Annotated in this window: 15 protein-coding genes; 7 read left to right on the top strand and 8 right to left on the bottom strand. The window is 59.9% G+C overall.

Features of this window, described 5'->3' with window-relative positions:
• Window position 1 precedes the first annotated feature (1 nt).
• Both P9250_RS32130 and P9250_RS32135 read right to left on the bottom strand, forming a co-directional pair.
• Window positions 2-301, bottom strand: a complete 300-nt coding sequence (locus P9250_RS32130) for a hypothetical protein (RefSeq protein ID WP_310397505.1) — start codon at window positions 299-301, stop codon at window positions 2-4.
• Between the two features lie 271 nt (window positions 302-572).
• Window positions 573-1,565, bottom strand: a complete 993-nt coding sequence (locus P9250_RS32135) for a tyrosine-type recombinase/integrase (protein WP_310397507.1) — start codon at window positions 1,563-1,565, stop codon at window positions 573-575.
• A gap of 324 nt (window positions 1,566-1,889) precedes the next feature.
• Here P9250_RS32135 and P9250_RS32140 point away from each other — a divergent pair, with 324 nt between their 5' ends.
• The 4 genes from P9250_RS32140 (at window position 1,890) to P9250_RS32155 (ending at window position 7,320) form a co-directional block, all read left to right on the top strand.
• Window positions 1,890-2,150 carry a hypothetical protein gene (locus tag P9250_RS32140; protein ID WP_310397509.1) on the top strand — a complete coding sequence of 87 codons (261 nt, stop codon included), beginning with the start codon at window positions 1,890-1,892 and terminating at the stop codon, window positions 2,148-2,150.
• 265 nt (window positions 2,151-2,415) lie between these two features.
• Window positions 2,416-4,908, top strand: a complete 2,493-nt coding sequence (locus P9250_RS32145; RefSeq protein ID WP_310397510.1) for a DEAD/DEAH box helicase — start codon at window positions 2,416-2,418, stop codon at window positions 4,906-4,908.
• A gap of 387 nt (window positions 4,909-5,295) precedes the next feature.
• On the top strand, window positions 5,296-6,411 hold the full coding sequence (locus P9250_RS32150) for a type IV toxin-antitoxin system AbiEi family antitoxin (protein WP_310397512.1): 1,116 nt from the start codon (window positions 5,296-5,298) through the stop codon (window positions 6,409-6,411).
• Window positions 6,412-7,320 carry a nucleotidyl transferase AbiEii/AbiGii toxin family protein gene (locus tag P9250_RS32155; RefSeq protein WP_310397514.1) on the top strand — a complete coding sequence of 303 codons (909 nt, stop codon included), beginning with the start codon at window positions 6,412-6,414 and terminating at the stop codon, window positions 7,318-7,320.
• A gap of 876 nt (window positions 7,321-8,196) precedes the next feature.
• Here P9250_RS32155 and P9250_RS32160 read toward each other — a convergent pair.
• From P9250_RS32160 to P9250_RS32180, 5 genes are all read right to left on the bottom strand, one after another.
• Complete coding sequence (locus tag P9250_RS32160; RefSeq protein WP_310397516.1) at window positions 8,197-8,691, bottom strand: ProQ/FINO family protein; 495 nt, start codon at window positions 8,689-8,691, stop codon at window positions 8,197-8,199.
• A 169-nt stretch (window positions 8,692-8,860) separates the two neighbouring features.
• A complete protein-coding gene (locus tag P9250_RS32165) occupies window positions 8,861-9,340 on the bottom strand; it encodes an RES family NAD+ phosphorylase (RefSeq protein ID WP_310397518.1) in 480 nt (159 codons plus the stop codon).
• Entirely contained in the window at window positions 9,337-9,777 is a 441-nt protein-coding gene (locus P9250_RS32170) for an antitoxin Xre/MbcA/ParS toxin-binding domain-containing protein (RefSeq protein ID WP_310397520.1), read from the bottom strand. The genes P9250_RS32165 and P9250_RS32170 overlap by 4 nt, the downstream gene beginning before the upstream one ends.
• A 980-nt stretch (window positions 9,778-10,757) precedes the next feature.
• On the bottom strand, window positions 10,758-12,005 hold the full coding sequence (locus P9250_RS32175; RefSeq protein WP_310397522.1) for an MFS transporter: 1,248 nt from the start codon (window positions 12,003-12,005) through the stop codon (window positions 10,758-10,760).
• 27 nt (window positions 12,006-12,032) lie between these two features.
• Window positions 12,033-13,172 (bottom strand): Xaa-Pro peptidase family protein, encoded by a 1,140-nt coding sequence (locus P9250_RS32180; protein ID WP_310397524.1) that lies wholly within the window; start codon window positions 13,170-13,172, stop codon window positions 12,033-12,035.
• A gap of 285 nt (window positions 13,173-13,457) precedes the next feature.
• On the opposite strand from P9250_RS32180, the gene P9250_RS32185 reads away from it, so the two are divergent.
• A complete protein-coding gene (locus P9250_RS32185; RefSeq protein ID WP_310397679.1) occupies window positions 13,458-14,609 on the top strand; it encodes a porin in 1,152 nt (383 codons plus the stop codon).
• A gap of 15 nt (window positions 14,610-14,624) precedes the next feature.
• Here P9250_RS32185 and P9250_RS32190 read toward each other — a convergent pair whose 3' ends face one another.
• The gene (locus P9250_RS32190; RefSeq protein WP_310397525.1) at window positions 14,625-15,512 is read right to left on the bottom strand and encodes a LysR family transcriptional regulator; all 888 of its coding nucleotides are present in this window, start codon (window positions 15,510-15,512) and stop codon (window positions 14,625-14,627) included.
• A gap of 100 nt (window positions 15,513-15,612) precedes the next feature.
• On the opposite strand from P9250_RS32190, the gene P9250_RS32195 reads away from it, so the two are divergent.
• Together P9250_RS32195 and P9250_RS32200 are read left to right on the top strand one after the other, a co-directional pair.
• Entirely contained in the window at window positions 15,613-16,935 is a 1,323-nt protein-coding gene (locus P9250_RS32195) for an MFS transporter (protein ID WP_310397527.1), read from the top strand.
• Window positions 16,936-16,964: 29 nt separating this feature from the next.
• The gene (locus P9250_RS32200; protein ID WP_310397530.1) at window positions 16,965-17,669 is read left to right on the top strand and encodes a DUF1028 domain-containing protein; all 705 of its coding nucleotides are present in this window, start codon (window positions 16,965-16,967) and stop codon (window positions 17,667-17,669) included.
• Window positions 17,670-18,069 lie beyond the last annotated feature (400 nt).

Consider the following 18,069-nt stretch of genomic DNA (forward strand, 5'->3'; position numbering starts at 1 on the left):
CTCACGACTCGCCGCGATCGGATGGCATGGGCGGATCGTCCACATCGCTACGTGGGAAGCTTTGGCGTGGTCGAGATTGCGGCGGATGTAGCAATAGAGTGGTGTTGATACCGGCCATCTGAAAGACCTCGTCAATCCGTCGAAGCTTGATGCTGAAGTCCATTGGCCAGTGAGACTTATCGTCGTCGTCGCCGAGAACCGTTATGCCGTCATGGATCGTGAGGGCATAGCGCGCTAGCAGAAGAGCATCGACGAATCGCGCTCCGCGCGCGGCCTGTTTGAAGGATACGTGGGTTTTCATGTCGCCATCTCCACGATACGCATGAGGCAAACAGCGGGCCCGACTGCGGGCTCTGATTAGTGTTGTTCCGTGCCGACGGCCCCTTGCAATACTGCGATACGGGTTTATACTAACCTCGTCTCCTCCATGTCTCCTGATATGGGTTCAACCCGCTCCCAACCGAGCGGGTTTTCTTTTTTCAGCGCCGCTTTGTGACTGGTGCGCTCATCTCCGGGTTCGAATCGTCGCCCGGCAAGCTGCCTTGTTGTTTGGCACGCCGCAAAGTCCAACGTCACCGTTGAGTGCCTTCGATCAGAGTTCTGTCGAGGGTCTGACGTAACCGCGTCGCCGTTCGATGGCTGGACAAGCCCATCAGAACACTGACTTCTTCATTGGTTTTACCCGCGATGAGATAGCGTCGACCAAACGTGTTCCGCAGCAGGCGTGGGCTCTCGTCAGATGCGGAAAGATTGGCTTCATGCAAAGCGGCGCGCACACAGATTAGTAGTGTATCCGGCCTCATCGGCTTACCGGAGGCGGTCGTAACGAACAGCCAAGACGTTGCGCACTTCATGGAGCGGCGCGCGTCAAGATATGCGCGCAGCACCTCGACCGCGAACATTTCGATTGGCACCCGACGCGCGATGCGCGCCCCACGCTTATCGACGAAGATGGTCGGGCGTGCGCTTCCCATGTCTATGTCATCAACGCGTAATTGCCTAAGTTCGGCTGCTGTCACGCCTGAGGCAAGGAAGAGCGCAACGATAGCCACGTTCCGCAGTTGTTTGAACGACTCTGGCCTGGACGAGGCGCACAGTCTCTGCAGTCGCGCATCGTCCTCCGCAGACAAATAAATTGGCGTCGGTTCATCTTCCGGCCAGCTTTCGATGATGAGCAGGACGGCGGCCGGATTATCCACGCGCAATTGAATGTTGACCAGATGCCGTGTGAAGCGATCGATCAGTTTGAGGTAGCGAAGCTTTGTCGTCGTACCGGGCGAGCAGTCTCGTGCAAGCTCGGCAAAGAAGCCCTCGACGTGATCGGTGCCGAAGGTCGCAACGGTCTGCCGATGTCCGATGAGGTAATCGTTGAATCGCGAAAACATCGAACGATGCTGAACGATGGATTGTTCTGCAAACGCTCGCCGGTCGGCGCCGACCGCTTCTTCGCGTTGCCATTGCCCGTAAGCTTCTTCAGGATCGGACAGCCATAATTCCATGTCGTAAAAGTCGATATACTGAATTTGACGAAACCCAACCATAACGCGAAGCTTACGCTTCGCCAAGCCCATCGTCACCAAGAAGAGGGCTGTTCGACGGGCTCTCCGGTACTTGCCGGGGAATGGAGCACGATTAGTCCACTGGCTCCCTGTCGCGGCTCTAACACAAGCACTTTCGCTTGCTTAAGTGTCGTGCGCGAACTGGACTTCAGCGAAGACCTGAGTGCCGTCGGGCAGTGCCAGGGAAAGCGGTTCTAGGCCGTCCGTCGTATTCAGGTCGCTTCGTTGTGGCCTCTGCACCGATGCATCAATTGTCATCGAAAGCGTTTAGGGAGTTTTCAGCAAGGCGTTGGCGTGTGAAATTGTCGGCTAGTTTATGGAGCGCGCCAAGTGAGCGCAGCACAATGCGATGCGTCGGTTGACGACCGCAAGCCTGACCCCAGCGTGATTCCCACTCTGAGACATTTGCGTGAAATCGCCCCTGAATTATTGTCCGCGTGCTCAACCGACGGTGCGATCGGCGTCAACGATTTTTGGAATGCAGTTCTTCTATCTGTCGCTGGTGGAGCATGTCCAGCGGCGAGGTTATGTAATTGGCACGATCCGCCATTCGGTCATATGCAAAATCTGCTGTTTGAATGGCTGCAGTAAACCCATGAACATTGCACCATGACTTCGCGAGCTCATCCTTTCCTCTTCGGTGTCAACGGGGCTCGACGGGTCGAGCGAGCACTTAGCAAGGGCCGGCTATACCAAACGTTAATCTGACAAAAAACTAGCTGGCACGAAGTCTCTGGGCTTTTATAGATTGGTGCCTGTTGGTCGGGAGCCTTAAGGCGACTTGAATCGCGCGTCGCATTCGTTCAATACTGTCCGCGCGTTATCGTCGTGACGCGGGCCGAGCAAAAGGTAAAAAATGATTGACTTCACAGATTATTTGAACAAGAAAGAAGACAAGATCAGCTTCGATCTAGAGGCGTTCTACGCAGGACTGGATGCAAAGGGCACCCACACTGAGCCAAGACCAGCGCAGCGGGAGGCATTGAGGGATCTCACGATCCGCCACGCCGAGCGGGACATCGTGTTGAAGATCAGTACGGGCGCAGGAAAGACCACTGTCGGCCTGTTGTTCCTTTACGGCCACATGAAGATTTCGAAGTTGCCTTCCGTCTACTTGTGCCCGACGACTCAGCTCGTCAGCCAAGTCCTCGCGGAAGCACAGCGTCTTGGTATTGAGGCGCGTCATTACGGTGGCGGCGAACCCATTCCGGCGGCCGAGTGCGTACGCGGAGATGCGATCATCGTATGCACCTATGAAAAGATGTTCAATGCCAGAACCACATTCATGCGTCAAGACGTGAATCTCGTCGCGAACGCCGTTGTTCTTGACGACGCACACGCCGGTGTTGAGGCGATTCGCAAACAGTTCACCCTGAAAATCAGAGACAAGGCATTTGTCGAACTCAAGCGGATCCTTGAGACCCGGTGTAAGGCTTACCACGAAAGCATCTGGGGTGATTTGCAGGGGGAAACCCCCGCTCTGCTGGAGGTGCCGCATTGGATCTGGTCAGACGCACGGCAACAAGTCGTGGAGGCATTCAGCTCGTTTGCCTCGACAGACGCGTTCGCCCTGGTATGGCCGTATTTGCGGGACCGTCTGCCACTTTGTCGCTGCATTCTCTCGAACCATGGAGCGGAAATCGTTCCAGAGGTTCCACCCGTTGATTTGGTCCGGCCGTACGACAAGGCCGCGCATCGGCTTTTCATGTCCGCGACGCTTGCGGACGATTCCGTTTTGGTGCGTGAGATCGGCGTGGATGCGAAAGCTGCACAACTACCGATCATGCCGCCATCAGATCGCGGCCTCGGCGAGCGGATGGTGCTCGCGCCCTCGCTTGTCGATCCTTCCTTGGATCGAGCCTATGTGATGAAACTGTGTGCCGATCTTTCCAAGTCGTACAACGTGGTCGTTTTGACTTCCAGTGATCGCCTTGCGAAGGACTGGGTTAGTTTCGGCGCCACATTCTTTCCGAACGAACAGTTTTCAGGTGGTGTCCAGAAACTGCAGAACAACAGTTCTGGCATGCGTTTCGCAGTTTTCGCGCAGCGCTACGATGGCGTCGATCTGCCTGATGATTCGTGCCGTGTTCTTGTAATAGATGGAACGCCGTACGGAGAAAGCCTCGCGGACAAAATGGATGCCCGCATGACCGGAAGTGCACGCGGTGCGCGAAACCGGACTATCTACCGTATTGAGCAAGGTATGGGGCGTGCAGTGCGCTCACACAAGGATTTCGCCGCGGTCCTCCTTGCCGGTGCGGATCTAACAGCGCTCGTCGGACGACAGGATGCGCTGGAAGCGATGACGGCCGATACGCGTAACCAATTGAAGCTTTCAGTCGAACTGGCGGAAATCGCACGCAAGGAGCATGCAGATCCTGGCGCGACGGTTCGCTCGCTGGTGTTGCAATGCGTCGAGCGGAACGAGGGCTGGAAAAAGTTCTACAACCAGAGGATCCGCAACGTCGCTCACGCTCCGTTTGCGTCCGACAAGTCACGCCTTGAACTGGCGCTGGCAGAACGCGACGCATATATCTTGGCGGCAACCAATCGAGCGATGGACGGCAAGACGCGTCTGCATAAAGCCATCGACGACGTTGCACTGCAAGAGGAGGAACTGGGCATCTACCTCCAGCGGCTCGCTAGGATTACCTATCAGATTGACCCGGGCGAATCGATGAAGCTCCAGCAGTCAGCACGTCTCAAAAACTACGCCGCCTCGATGCCGCCGGAGCTTCCACGCCAAGTCCTTTCTGCAGGAAGCAAAACGACTGCGCAGAAAGTGGCGCTCTGGATTTCGCAGTTCAACCCGCTTACTGCCGCTATCGTCGAAGCTCAGCGGATCGTCGCCAAGCTTGATTTGGGAGGAAACTTCCGCACCGTCGAGGCGGGATTCCTTGAACTGGGGAGGCTAATCGGCGCGGATGCCAGCGCGCCTGACTCGGAATTCAGTGAAGGACCTGACTGCCTCTGGCTACTTAATGGAACGGCTTACGTCATCGAAGCCAAGAATGAGAACGTGAAGTCGCTTCACAAGAAGGATGCCGGGCAGATGCATGTGAGCGTGGAATGGGTGAAGCGACACTATCCCCAGTACGCTGGCAAGATTCAACCGGTCGTCATAGCGAAGGTCACGGGACTAGACCATGATGCGTTGTACCTGGAAGGGACCCGGGTCGTCACCGGAGAAGACTGTCAAAAGATTGGGACGGCGCTTGTACAGTTTTTGAATAAGGTCGCGCAGGAGGGGCCGCTCTTCGCAACACCTGACAATATCCATGCGCAACTCCAGGCATTTGGCCTTCTGAACGAACAATTTTTTGCCAAGTTTGGTAGAAAGCTCCGCTAATGGACTTCGGCGTGCGGGCGGTGGGCAGCCGGAACGACTCTTCTTTGAGCCCGGGTGAATCACTAGTTAACTGCGATCCGCAGGCCGCCAGGTGTCGAGTGGTCGCGCAGATCAATGACAGTTCCTGGGCGAATCGCTAGGTCGTCCTCGCTGCTGGTGCGCGGCACATGCGCAGCTTGGTGGCGGGACACCGCGAATCATTGAGTCGAAAGGGGACGCATATCGCTCGAACCTAGTGATTCACCCGGACCGGCACAGGTCCCATGCAGTTTCTTTAGCTATATGTGGTATTTTAGCTGTTCAGCAAAAGAAGCTTATATTGCTAAATAAAAGCCGCGTGACTTGATTTTGCTGAGCAGCTAAACTAGCTATTTTTCCTAAAGAGACATGCAAAACCCACAACCAGCCGGTCCGGCAGCCGCTCGCAACGATTTCCACGCGGTGGTTGCAGACGAGCTATGCGACGCGCTGGTGGCCGCCACCGCAGGGAGCATCTCGGCCCGCAAGTCGAATGTCCCGATCGATGATGGCACACACCTCGATCTCCTGCTCAGCCTCGACGTCGACGGCAAGCTCGCCGACATCGCCGTCGAAACCGTGCGGAATGCATATCCCCGTGACGTCCAGGCAGCCGTCTGGCGGTTGACTCAGTATGCACTCGGCGGGAAGGAGGCCGAGAAGGCAATTCCGCTTGTTGCGGCAGAAACGCTAAGTCCGGGCGCGAGGGAACTGCTGCGCGAACGTGGAATTGGCTATTTCGAGCGCAACGGCAACCTGTATCTCCGCCGCGCGCCGTGGGTCATCAACATCCAGATGCCAGACCGTAAGGCAGCGAAGAGGGGGGGCGGGACCTCGCTTTTCACTGACGCCCGCGAGATGGTCGTCCATGCGCTTCTGATGCATCGCGGAAAGTGGCTCACGGGCGGCGAACTGGCGGAGATTGCGCAGACCTCGCAGTACACGTGCTCGATGGTGCTGCAAGAACTCGAAAAGCTCGAATGGTGTGAGTCAACTGGTGCGGGTCGCACGCAACGCAGACGCCTGACGAACGCGCGCGCGTTGCTCGACGCGTGGGTGCCGCGTTGGAAGTGCCGAATTGACAACCGCACTCGCTGGCACGTACTCGCCGATCGACCCGACCTGCTTCTCAATGGGCTCACCGAGAAAATTGATCACGCGGCCCTAGCGTATCCGTGGGCGTTCACCGGCTCGTCCGCGGCGAACGTCTACGCGCCGCTGCTGACCGGGACCGACACGGCCGAGATCATCATGCCGCCGGGCAAAGCTGAAGGGTTCGCGAAGGCGCTGAACCTCAAGCGCGCAGAGAAAGGGGCGAACGTAACCCTGATCGAACGCGACGGCACGAGTCTGCAATTCCGGAATGAGATCCCCGACTTCCCCGCGTATTTCGCAAGCCCGATCATCCTCTATCTGGATTTGCTCGATGGGCGGGGGAGGAATAAGGAATTGGCGGAACGCGTCCTCGAAAAACTGGAGATTTGAATGGCAGGGACGAAACCGAAAAGTGCCGACGGCTACTCAGCAGATGTCACCGCCGCCTGCGAGAGCACGTTGCTGACGCTCCTCGGCGCATTCGGGACGCTCAAAGACACGTTACGGCTCGTGGGAGGCCTCGTCCCGCGCTATCTCACACCTGAGCAGCCGCCGGACGTGCCGGCCCACGCGGGGACGGCCGATGTAGACGTCGTGCTAAACCTTCAGGTTCTCGCCGACGGTGACGGATACGCATCGTTGGCCGACCAACTCGAAGCACGCGGCTTTACGCGCCACATGAAGAACGGCGTAGTCTCGTCGTGGCAATGGCAGCAGCAGATCGACGAGAACACGATCGTCCTGGTGGAGTTCCTCCGCGACGCTGACGGCGACAAGCCAGGGCGGGCGGTCAGCGTTGACGGCGAGCGTGTATCTGCCGTGAACATGCCATATGCAGGCATCGTCCATGACTGGTTTGTCGAAAGGACGATCACTGGGACGCTCCTGTCCGACGGCGGTAAGGCGTCCGAGACTATCCGATGCGCTGACGTGCCTGCGTTCATCGTCCTGAAAGCGCTAGCGCTTGACCAGCGCAACGAGCCCAAAGACGCGGCAGACCTGATCCATGTGTTGCAATACTCAGGCAAAATCGATGACGTCGCCGATTTGGTAGTGGAGAGGGCGCTGTCCGGCCAGCATGAGGGCGCGGTGGAGGCGGGCCTCGCCGCGCTGCGCCGTCGATTCTGCGATGACGAACACAGCGAGGGATGGGAGAAGGTTGGCGCGGTCGGCTACGCGCGATTCCACGCGACTGGCGACGAGGACGAGCTAGCGCGCGATCAACGCGACGCAGCAGCGAGGGTACAAGCGCTGGTGGAGAGCGTCGAAGCAAAGGTCGCAGCGCGCCGCGCCGGCTAGCGAAACAATGGCCCGCACGATCCGCGGCGGGCGCGCGTGCCGAGCAGAGTAGCGATCCCGCAGAATTCGCAAGGAACGAGACAAGATGGAAAGAAGAGATGCGCGCCGCGTACGACTTCGCGCGCAACGCCGGCTGCGACTTCGTCATCGGCGTGCCGTCGATTGGCGGCTAAACGCCGGTATCCCTGACGCCGGACCAAGTCGCTCGTCTCGTCACAGACAAGCAAGCCGTTTTCGCAGAGATCATGGGCCTGAGCAACCCCAAATACATCGAGTAAGTCCCATCTCAAGGCTCCGTCTACTGCTCGGAAAAAACGCGGCAAGGTCGCCCCTGCCGCAACTTCATCGTCGGGGGACCGGGTTGAAGCCGGACGAATGGAAAGCGCTGCGAGCGGCCGGCGGACTTTGCACCGTCCACGGCGGATAGGCACCATTCGTTAGCATTCGAAATGCAACGCCACGACCGTGCGGCGACCCTCGTGAGCCTGATGCCTTTGCGCCACCTGCTCACGCTGACTGGAAGAGAGTCCAACCAGCTGAGACGTAAGCGCTTCTTCTTGCGTGATCACCGACCACGGCTTTAATCGGAAATGCTCTTTCCGCCTTCGAATGACGCATGCTTGCTGCTTTGAGACGGCGACACGTAGAACAGATGAGAAACTTAATTGGGCCCGTAAGCAAGATTGCAACGGGCTGGATTTAGATGACCGCATGGGGTCGAAAACGAGCGGTCAAGTGCTGCGAGGCTACCGTTTTATCTTTAGTTCGCGCGATAGACAAAGCGCAAAAGGCTCGATCAATAAGGACTACGAACGAAAAGGCGATAATTCGCTTTATGTCAAATACGATCTGCGGTTGAGCCTGTCTTCTTATCGGTCAACGCGGCCGACCATGTCGATTGTTCGCAATTTGCTCTTGCCTGCGCGCGAGCCGAGCCTTCTCCTGACTTGCGCCGTACTCCGCTTCAGCAGCGGATACAACGCCGGTGATTGCGCCGGTGAGATCCACGCGCATATTGCCTTCGACGAGACAGGTCCAATAGCGTTGGCCACGACACCAGAGCTTGACGCCATTACGAGCGTCTCGCTCGCTCAGCGCAAGCGAAGCCGCTTGGACAAGCACATCCTTGAGAATTCCAACCTTGAGAGGAACCTTTGGTGCGGGACTGCACGGAAAGGCGTGCGGAAAATGTCGCTGCAGCGTAGTGACTGCGCGCGTGGCCGCGTCAGCAGATGTTCCCGGACGCTTCGACGGCTGCTTAATTTCCCTTTCGACGCCTACTGGCGCCGACGTCCGGCGCGATGCGGCCTTTTTGCCCTTCGCGTCCTGGTTCTGCTGCGCCTTAAGCGCAACGAGCTGTTCGAATCCCATGGTGCATGCCTGCAATCAGTCGCCAGATTTTACCAGTCGCCTTCAAACGTCGCCGTTCGGCGCCCGTGGCGATTCTCCAAGGCGGCAGTGCCGAACGCGGCCGCAACTCTAGCTCAAACCCGTTTGCGAAAAACAAAATGAGTGCCGGTCGCGCGGCGACGACCCGTTGTCATACGTCGTTTCGAGCGGCTCGCCGCAACAACCGCGGATCAGTTTCCCATTCATCGCGGGCCCCAATCGCGATTTGCGCGAAGTCTGGATGACTGGGGTTGAGCACATAGTTAGTTTCGGCCGGGACGACCGCGCTCGGCACCGCAAGCACCGCGCTCGTTCGCTTCTGCGCCCACATAGCACCAATCTGTTGCAGCTCGGTCCTTGCGCTGAGCTCTCTCCAGTCGGGCGGCAAATTCGCAGCATCGACGCGCTCGATCAAGGTCTCAGGAAAACGCGCCGGGATCATCACATACCGGGCCCGCAGCGGTGAGTCCTGCACGAGCATCTCGAGGAGCGCAAGCGATTGTGTCTGTGCTGTATATACGAGCGCGACCCCTTTCGGGTTCCACCGCCCACCATAGAGGCGCGCACCTTCGCCGGAAAAGGCGCTATCAGCATACCGCTCTGTCACTACCCGCCATGCCGTCAAGGTCATGCAAAAACACCATGCTCGATGCGCCCAAGCGTATCCATCACGCTATCGGCGCCAATGTCCGTATCGAGAAGACTGAGCGGAGTAGCATCGCCTAGTGCCGCTGCCGGCGCCTTGAGCCACGCGATCGCCAGATCGAGATCTTCGAATACTTCCGCCGCGCGCGCCGCGACACGCGCGAGTCGTAGTAACTTGGCCGACTCCTCGCGGCTGAAGACGCCTTCGCGCTTGCGCCGCGCCAAGGTGCGCTCGGGAATATCGAGCGCCTGCGCCAGTTCTGACTGCGAAATCGCGATGGATTTGAGCATTGAGTCGAGCGCCTGGGAGGAGATGCCGTGACGGACGATATCCACCCATTCGAGGCCCGACCGCGGTGCGCGGCGCAAGACCGAGCGTCCGCCCAACAACGAATCCGCCGAAATTTTGTCGATGACGGCCATAGCGTCTCCTGCCATTTGGCATCTATATTACACCAAATTGGCAGCGTCGGTCGCTGGCGCACTTTCGCCGCTCAGAACGAGTTGACCGAGGCCGCGTGCAATCCGTAGGTATGGTGGTTGCGTGGCAGCCCTCGCTGTGCCGACAACATCTGGGAGACTGGAAATAAACACGACCGAGGCGAAAGGAATGTTGAAGGAGGCAACAGGCAAGGTACAGGAGGCCATCGGCAGCGGTGCCGGCGACGCGATGAGTCAAATCAATTGTAGAGTCGGGCAAGTCGCCGGGACCACTCAAGAGTTCGCGGGCTGCACGGTGGACATGGCTCGATCAGACCGGCGAAAATCCGCTGGCCGTGCTGGGCATCGTTGCGGTCTCGAGCTTTTTGCTAAGTCTGTTGATCGGCGGTGCAGGCGCGTCGAAACAATTATTTCGGTGAGGGCCCTCGCTCACCCATTGATTGAGTCAAAGGGGTGGCGCGGCGCTCGCCGCGCGAGTACAGTGCGCATGCTCGCTGATTGAACTAGCCCATGCAACCGAACGGCCTACGCGCGACGCAGTTTGGGTCATCAACCGATCGTGACCGTCCGTGAGGCTCCTCTGTGTTCGCCGAACCCGAAGATGCACCAATTGGCTGTTGCTAGAGGAAACATCTAGGACGACCCTCTCTTTTCCTCCAAGTTTGTGTGACGGTCTCTCGGAACACTACGAGCCTGCCAATTCGATCGCGTCCGCATCTTACGTTTGGGAATGCGAACGATCATGTTACTTATGTTAAATAGGATGTATAGATCGGTTTCTGTGACTCCATCTTTTCTGTTCGCGCAAGATGGTGTTCAAGAAATACTCGCCACCGCAACTCGCCGTTGCCTGCAAGAAAGCGGCCGCCGGCCCTTCAACTGCGGGAGGTGTGAGTGTAGGGAGGAGCGAACTCTTGGGTGACTTCGCTCTTCGACCTTAGACAACAAGTCGCCGCTGTCGCCTAAGGATGACGGGCGACAGGCACGCCGCCGGCGGTGCGCACGAGCAGCATCATCGTAGAACCTCCGATGACGGCCACCGCGGCAGCCAGCGCGAATGCGCCTGCGAAACTGCCGCTCCATGCCAGCACGTAGCCGGTGAGCACTGGCGCCACCACGCCTGCCAGATTCGCCGCGAGATTGATGAAGCCGCTCACAGCGCCCGACAACGTGTCGGGGACGATCCGGAGCACGAGCGCGTAGTACAGACTCGATGTCACATAGAGCGCGAAGATGCCAGCGGTCATCAGGGACATCACGCCGGCGACACTCGTCGCGCGGCCCGCAAGTCCCACGCACAGTGCAGTGGCGAGCAGGCAGAAGCCAATCATCAGCTTGCGCGCGAGTATTGCGTTGCCAATGAGCTTTGACAGGCCGTCGCACAACAGTCCGCCCATCGCGAGTCCTATCGAGCCCGCGAGCCAGGGCACCGTGCTGACGAAGCCCATCTCCGTCATCGAAAGGTGATAGCTCTTCACGAGATAGCTCGGGAACCACGAGAGGAAGAAGTACAGCACATACGCGTAAGCGAAGAAGGCGATGCAGGTCGCGACGATCGAACGATGGCGCAGCGTGTCGAAAAGCGCGCCCGCAGTCGGCTTCTGCGACACACCGGTAACGGCGGCATGCGCAGGCACTTCATCGATCGCGCCTGCCTTGCGTTCCGAAGCGAAGGCGTACCAGAACATCACCCATACGAGCCCGAAGCACGCAATGACAACGAACGACGCGCGCCATCCCCAAGCCGTTGCAACCAGTCCGACCACCGGACCGGCGAGCGCCGCGCCGAGCGGCTGCCCCGCATAGGCGAGGCCGATGGCGCTCGCCTGACGATCCGGCTCGAAGCGCCGTGCGACCATCTTCACGGCGGTCGCGCAGAACGGACCTTCGCCCATGCCGAAAATCAGCCGGATAACGATGAGCACGCCAAGCGACGTGGCGGCAGCGGTGGCACCGCATGCAATCGACCAGATCGTCATGGCCACGAGCATGACCTTCCACGGACCATGGCGGTCCGCCGCTGAGCCGCCGATGAACGACATCGGCGCATAGCCGAGAAAGAACACACTGAAGACGATGCCGAGTTGCTTCGGTTCGAGATTCAGCGCGGTGGCAATCAGCGGCGCAGCGACGGACAGCGCCGCACGGTCCAGATAGCTGATAGCGCCACCGGAGAACAGTAGGGATACGATCGACCAGCGAGCACGCATCGTGCGCCTCCTTCGAAGTGGAACGGCTCAGTGCGGCAAGCGGACGGGTTCGCCGAGAACGGGAATGTCGAGCGGCGCGAGACCATGCGTGAGGAGGCGGCAGCCGTCGGCGGTGATGACAACGAGATCCTCCGTGTGATAGAGATTACCGTCCTGATCGCGCGTCATGGGTTCGATGTTGATGACCATGCCGGGCTGCAGCAAGATCTTCTCGCCGGGCCGGATCATCGGGCGTTCGTGTGCCTCGATGCCGAACGAATGCCCGATATGCGGCAACGAGCAGGGCAGGCCGTGCTTCTCGAAGGCGGCGCGGCACGCGAAGTAAATGTCCTCGGCCGCGACCCCGGGGCGCATTTGGCCGATGGTATCCCGCTGGATCTCGATCAGCGTGCGATACACCTCGCGATGATGCGCCAGCGGTTCACCCGTTGAACAGGTGCGCGCAACATCGCTCGCATATTGTCCGTAGGTCCCGCCGATATCCAGACGCAGGATCTCGCCGGGTTGCGTGGCGTCGTCGGAAGGGTGGTTGTGGACCAGCGGCGTGCGTGGGCCCGACGCGAGATGCAGATGCTGCACGCCGTTCGCGCCATCGTCGAACATGCGCTTGATGATGCGGTTGGCGATGGTCCGGTCCGTGTCGCCGACACGGCTCTCTGCGAGCCCGCGCAGGATCGCGCCGTGCGTCTCCTTCGCGATCTTCTCCAGCAGTGCTATTTCCTGTTCCGACTTGATCGCGCGCACGGCTGCGACGGACTCGCTGGTATCGAGCAGATGCGCGTGCGGCAAAGCTTCCTGAAGGCGCGCGAACGAAGCCGCCGGCAGATAGTCGAGGTCAAGACCCAGCGTAGCGTGCGCGAGCTGCAGTTCCATGAGGGTGTGGGCGAGTTCGTCGACGGGATCGTCAGCGAATTCGGTATAGCCGCGCACCTCCGTGCACCAGCCCTCTTCACGCACGAGACTCTCTTCGATCGAACAGACGATCACGCGTGCCCGGCTGTCGCGCGTCAGGACGATGTGCGCCTGGCGCGGCCGGATAGTCTTGATGGTCGTGACGAATGCGCCTGCGAGATAGGTGAAGTTCTCCGGGCTGGTGCAGACGATCGCATCGATCTTGCGGGTGTCCATCATGGCTTGCAGAGCACGAACATCGGGAAGCGTCTTCAAAGCAGTCTCCTATGAGTGAAATCGCCATTCATTCTTCTCGGCGATAAAACGCACGGCAATCAGGAAGTCATTGGCGTCAGATTCGGAAATTCCTGACGATGCATGCTTCAGGTTTTGCCTGACGTACCTACGGAAATTTCCAGTTTGAACTCTGATTTTTGAGCATCAACACTCCGGCCTGCCGTGAATGTCGGATGCGCGGCACGAGTCTGCGCCATGCAAGCGCGCAGTCGGAGAACCTTCGTTAACACGCAATGTGCTGGCGATTCAATCGGTCGAGTGATGATGAAATCAAGCGTGATCGGCGGGTGCGCGGCGGCGCTAATCAGCGTCGGCGCACAGGCGCAAAGCAGCGTGACCCTCTATGGCGTGGCGGACGACGGCTTCGTCTATGCCAACAATGCGGCAGGGCACGCGCAGTTTCAGATGAACAGCGGCAACATCATGGGAAGCCGTTGGGGATTGCGCGGAACGGAAGACCTGGGCGGCGGTCTTGCCGCGTTGTTCGTGCTGGAGAACGGCTTCAGCGTGGCGAACGGCAAGTTCGGACAGGGCAACGATGAATTCGGCAGGCAGGCTTATGCCGGACTCGCTTCGACACAGCTTGGTTCATTGACCCTGGGACGCCAATACGATTCGGTGGTCGACTATACGGGACCGTTCGAAGCGGGCACGCAATGGGCGACGTCGTTCGGCGCGCATCCCGGCGATCTCGACAACATGAACAACTCGAATCGCGTCAACAATGCCATCAAGTACGCGAGCGCGAGCTTCGGCGGATTGAGCTTCGGCGGCGTGTATGGTGTGGGCGGTGTGGCAGGCGCGTTTCATCGCAATCAGGTCTGGTCGCTCGGTGCGCGCTATGCGGCCGGTGCGCTCACGGTCGGCGCGGCCTACCTCAACGTGTCCGATCCGAACTACGGGTTCTTCGGCAACAACGCGTCATCCAGCGCCACCGCGAGCAATATGACGTCGCGCGTGTACAGCGGCTATGCGTCGGCGGGGAAGCAACAAGTGATCAGCGCAGGCGCGGCGTATGCCATCGGCGGATCGACGCTTGGGTTCACGTATAGCAACACGCAGTTCAAGGACATCGGGAGCGAAGCGGTGAGCGGCGTTCCAGCCACCGAAGGCAGTGCGCGCTTTCATAACATGGAAGTCAACTACAAGATCCAGATCACGGCTGCGCTGCTGCTCGGGGTCGCGTATGACTTCACGTCGGGCTATGGCGTGAATCACGCGCACTATCACCAGGCGGTCGCGGGGCTCGATTACTTCCTCTCGAAGCGCACCGACGTGTATCTCACTGGCATCTATCAGCACGCGAGCGGAACGGATTCCACGGGCAACCGCGCGGTCGCGAACGTCAACCTGCTGTCCCCGTCCTCGACGCCATCCCAGGTCGCGGCCATCGCCGGATTGCGCGTGCGCTTCTAGGCACGATGGCGGCGCTCAATGCGCAGCCGCGATCAGGCAGTCCAGCAACGAAGCCGCCGTATTGGGCAAGTCGACGCGGCGCTGCACGACGGCCGCGGTGTCGTACCCGACCCAGTCCTCGGCCAGTTCGATGATGCGGCACTGCTCCGGCGAGAAGCGCAGCGCCACGCGCCGCGGCACGATGGCAACGCCGACGTTGTTGAACGCAAGACGGCAGATCGCATCGAGATTGCGCGCCCGCGCGCGATAGCGCATCGACGCGCCGAGTTCGCGGGCGCGCGCTTCGAGTTTTTCCTGCAGGCGGCTTCCGGGGCCCAGTCCGAGGAAGTCGAAGGAGAGGAGATCGGCGAACGTGCTGCGCGTGCCGAGCGTGTCCGCGAATTGCGGACCGCACAGTGCAACGAGCGTGTCCTGCAGCAGCGGGATGATTTCCAGCGCGCCGGTTCCGACGAAGTCGCCAATGATGCCGATCTCCGCCGCGCCGCTCGTCACAGCGAAGACGATGTCCTCGCTGTGCTGTTCTTCGATGATGAGGTCGGAGTTGGGGTTGTCGCTGAAGAACGCGGGCGCGGCGTTCTGCAGGATTTCGGAGACGGCGTACGTGGTGGTGTAGAGACGCACGTTGGTGCGCAGGCGGCTCGTGAAGTTGACAAGGTCTTCGTTCATGAAGTCGACCTGCTTGAGCACCTTCACCGCGTGATGCAGCAGCACCCGTCCCGCTTCCGTGGGCACCACGCCGGAGCGCGTGCGCGAGAGCAGCGGCACGCCGACCTGATCTTCCATCTGCCGGATGCGTTCGCTGACCGACGCGACGGTGAGGTGAACGCGGGTTGCCGCTTTGGTCATGCTGACCGAGTCCACGACCGCCTTGAAGATGCGTAGATCAGTGACGTCGAATCGCATTGCGCTCCTTAGGAAAAACTTGAAGTCGTTTAACTTTTTCTCGATTGTACAAGCAATTTTGAGCCTCCAGACTTCAATGAAACGCCAGAATGGATCGAACATGAACTCTGCAATGGATGCTGCCGACAAGACTCTCGGGACCGTGCCCCGCAAGGTATCGGGCACGGAAGTCATCGTCGCGACGACGATCGGCAACGCACTCGAATTCTTCGACTTCACCGCTTATAACTTCTTCGCGGTGCTGCTGGGCAAGCTGTATTTTCCGACCTTGAGCCCCTTGTTCCAGCTGGTGATGTCGACCGGCACGTTCGCCATCGGCTACTTCTTCCGGCCGCTGGGCGGCGTGCTGATCGGCGCGTATGCGGACAAGATCGGCCGCAAGGCGGCATTGACGCTCACCGTGGGCATGATGGCGCTGAGTTCCGCGCTGATCGGGCTTGCGCCGACCTATGAAACCATCGGCATCTGGGCGCCGCTTTTGATCCTCTTCTCGCGCATCCTGCAAGGCATCTCGGCGGGCGGGGAAGTGGGCGCATCGACGGCGTTGCTGGTCGAATATGCAGGCCCGCACCGGCGCGGCTTCTTCGGCAGCTTCCAATTCGCGAGCCAGAGCCTGGGCATTGCGTTCGGTGCAATCGTCAGCGCGTTGCTGTCGCGCTATCTCGATCCGCTCGCACTCGCATCATGGGGATGGCGCACCGTGTTCCTGATGGGCACCATCATCGCGCCGGTCGGCATCTACATTCGCCTGCGTATCAACGAGACGCTGCATGTCGGGGACACGGCGCAGCAGAAGCAGACGCTCGGCGGCATCCTGCGCAGCCATGTGAAGGAGCTCACGCTTGGCACGCTGCTGACCTTCGGCGGCACCTCGGCCAACTTCATCATCCTGTTCTCGCTGCCGATCATCGCGATGAAATCGCTCGGCATGTCACAGGCCGACGCGGTCCTCGCAGGCGTCGTGACGGGTATCACCGGCTTTGTCGTCAGCCCGCTCGGCGGCTATGTGTCGGACATCGTGGGCCGCAAGCCGGTGATCTGGATCTCGCGCGTGCTGGTGATCGTCGCGGTCGTGCCGCTGTTCGTCTGGCTGAAGCACGACCCGACGCTCGCACGCCTGCTGGTCGTCGAAGGCGTGCTTGCGGCACTGGCCGCGTTCGGCGGCGCAACCGCGATCGGCAGCATGACCGAACTGTTCCCTGCCTCCGCGCGAGCCACCGGCATGGCGATCATCTATAGCCTGGGGGTGGCGTTGTCAGGCGTGGTCGCGCAATTCGTGTCCACCTACTTCGTCGGCGTCAGTGCGGACATCATGCCCGCGGCGTGGTACGTCGTGATTTGCCTGTTCTTCACGAGCTTCGTGCTGTTCTGGCTGCCCGAGACGAAGCATTCGAACGAAGCCGCCGATGCTTCGGCGGTCTGAAGGGTTGTTTCTCTGTTCAAGGAAAATCGATGACTTATAGCATTCTGGCCCGGTGCCGTGAAACGGGCCGCTTCGGCATGGCGATCGCAACCTACTCGGTGGCGGTGGGTCAGTGGTGCGATGGCCTGCACCGTCATGCGGGCGTGACGATGAGCCAGGCGTTCGTGCGCACGACCAACAACGCGCTTGCGCTGAACCTGCTGAAGCTCGGACATTCCGCACGCTACGTCACCGAGGCGCTGGTGCGCGACGACGATTTCGCCTCCTACCGGCAGATTGGCACGATTTCGGAGGACGGACGCGCCGCCTGCCACACCGGCGAGCACACGCGGGGCTGGGCGGGGCATTGCGTGGGTGACGGCTTCGTGGCGATGGGCAACGTGCTGAGCGGAGAACCGGTGGTGCTCGCGATGGCGGAAGCCTACGAGCACGGCGCTGCCGAGCCTTTCGAACAGCGCCTGCTGCGCGCGCTTGAAGCGGGGCGCGATGCCGGCGGTCAGAGCAACGGCAGCAGGCCGCTGGCGGAGCGCTCCGGCGCGCTGCTGGTGAGCGCATCGGACTCGCTCGACGCCGTGAACATCCGCGTCGATCTTCACGAGTGCGCAGTGGATGAGCTGCGGCGCGTGTATGTGTTCTGCAGTCAGTACGCGGACTACTATCGCTCGCGCGGTGTGCATCCGCCCGGTGCACCCGCGCAGGAGGCGTTCGAGCGAGAGAGCGGGATAGCGGCGTAGCATCCGTGCGGTGTTGGCGGCGGGATCGCCGGCGCTTCCGACTGGTTCGGTTTGCTCTCTCACATTGCCAAGACCCAGGCAACATGACTTGCCGTACCGGCACGTGCGTGGCCTGGATCGCACGCTGCTTGCGCGTTTGCTTCTAGGCGGATAGATCCAGGCATAATAAAAGCTGATCGTAATTGCCAAGCGCCTGAACTCGGCGGGAGCCGAATGGCTTGAGCGTGCAACATGCTCGGATGCCGTCCGGGCCTCGCGCAACGAGGCCAATGAACTTGGACGCTGCTTGAATTACAGTCTGTTTGGCGACACGCAAGCCAGCGAGTGACCAAACCCGAGTCGCACGTCAATATTATAAGGACTACATACGAAAATGCGTTAATCATAATTATGTAAAGTT

This window comes from Caballeronia sp. LP006 (assembly GCF_031450995.1).
GTDB lineage: Bacteria > Pseudomonadota > Gammaproteobacteria > Burkholderiales > Burkholderiaceae > Caballeronia.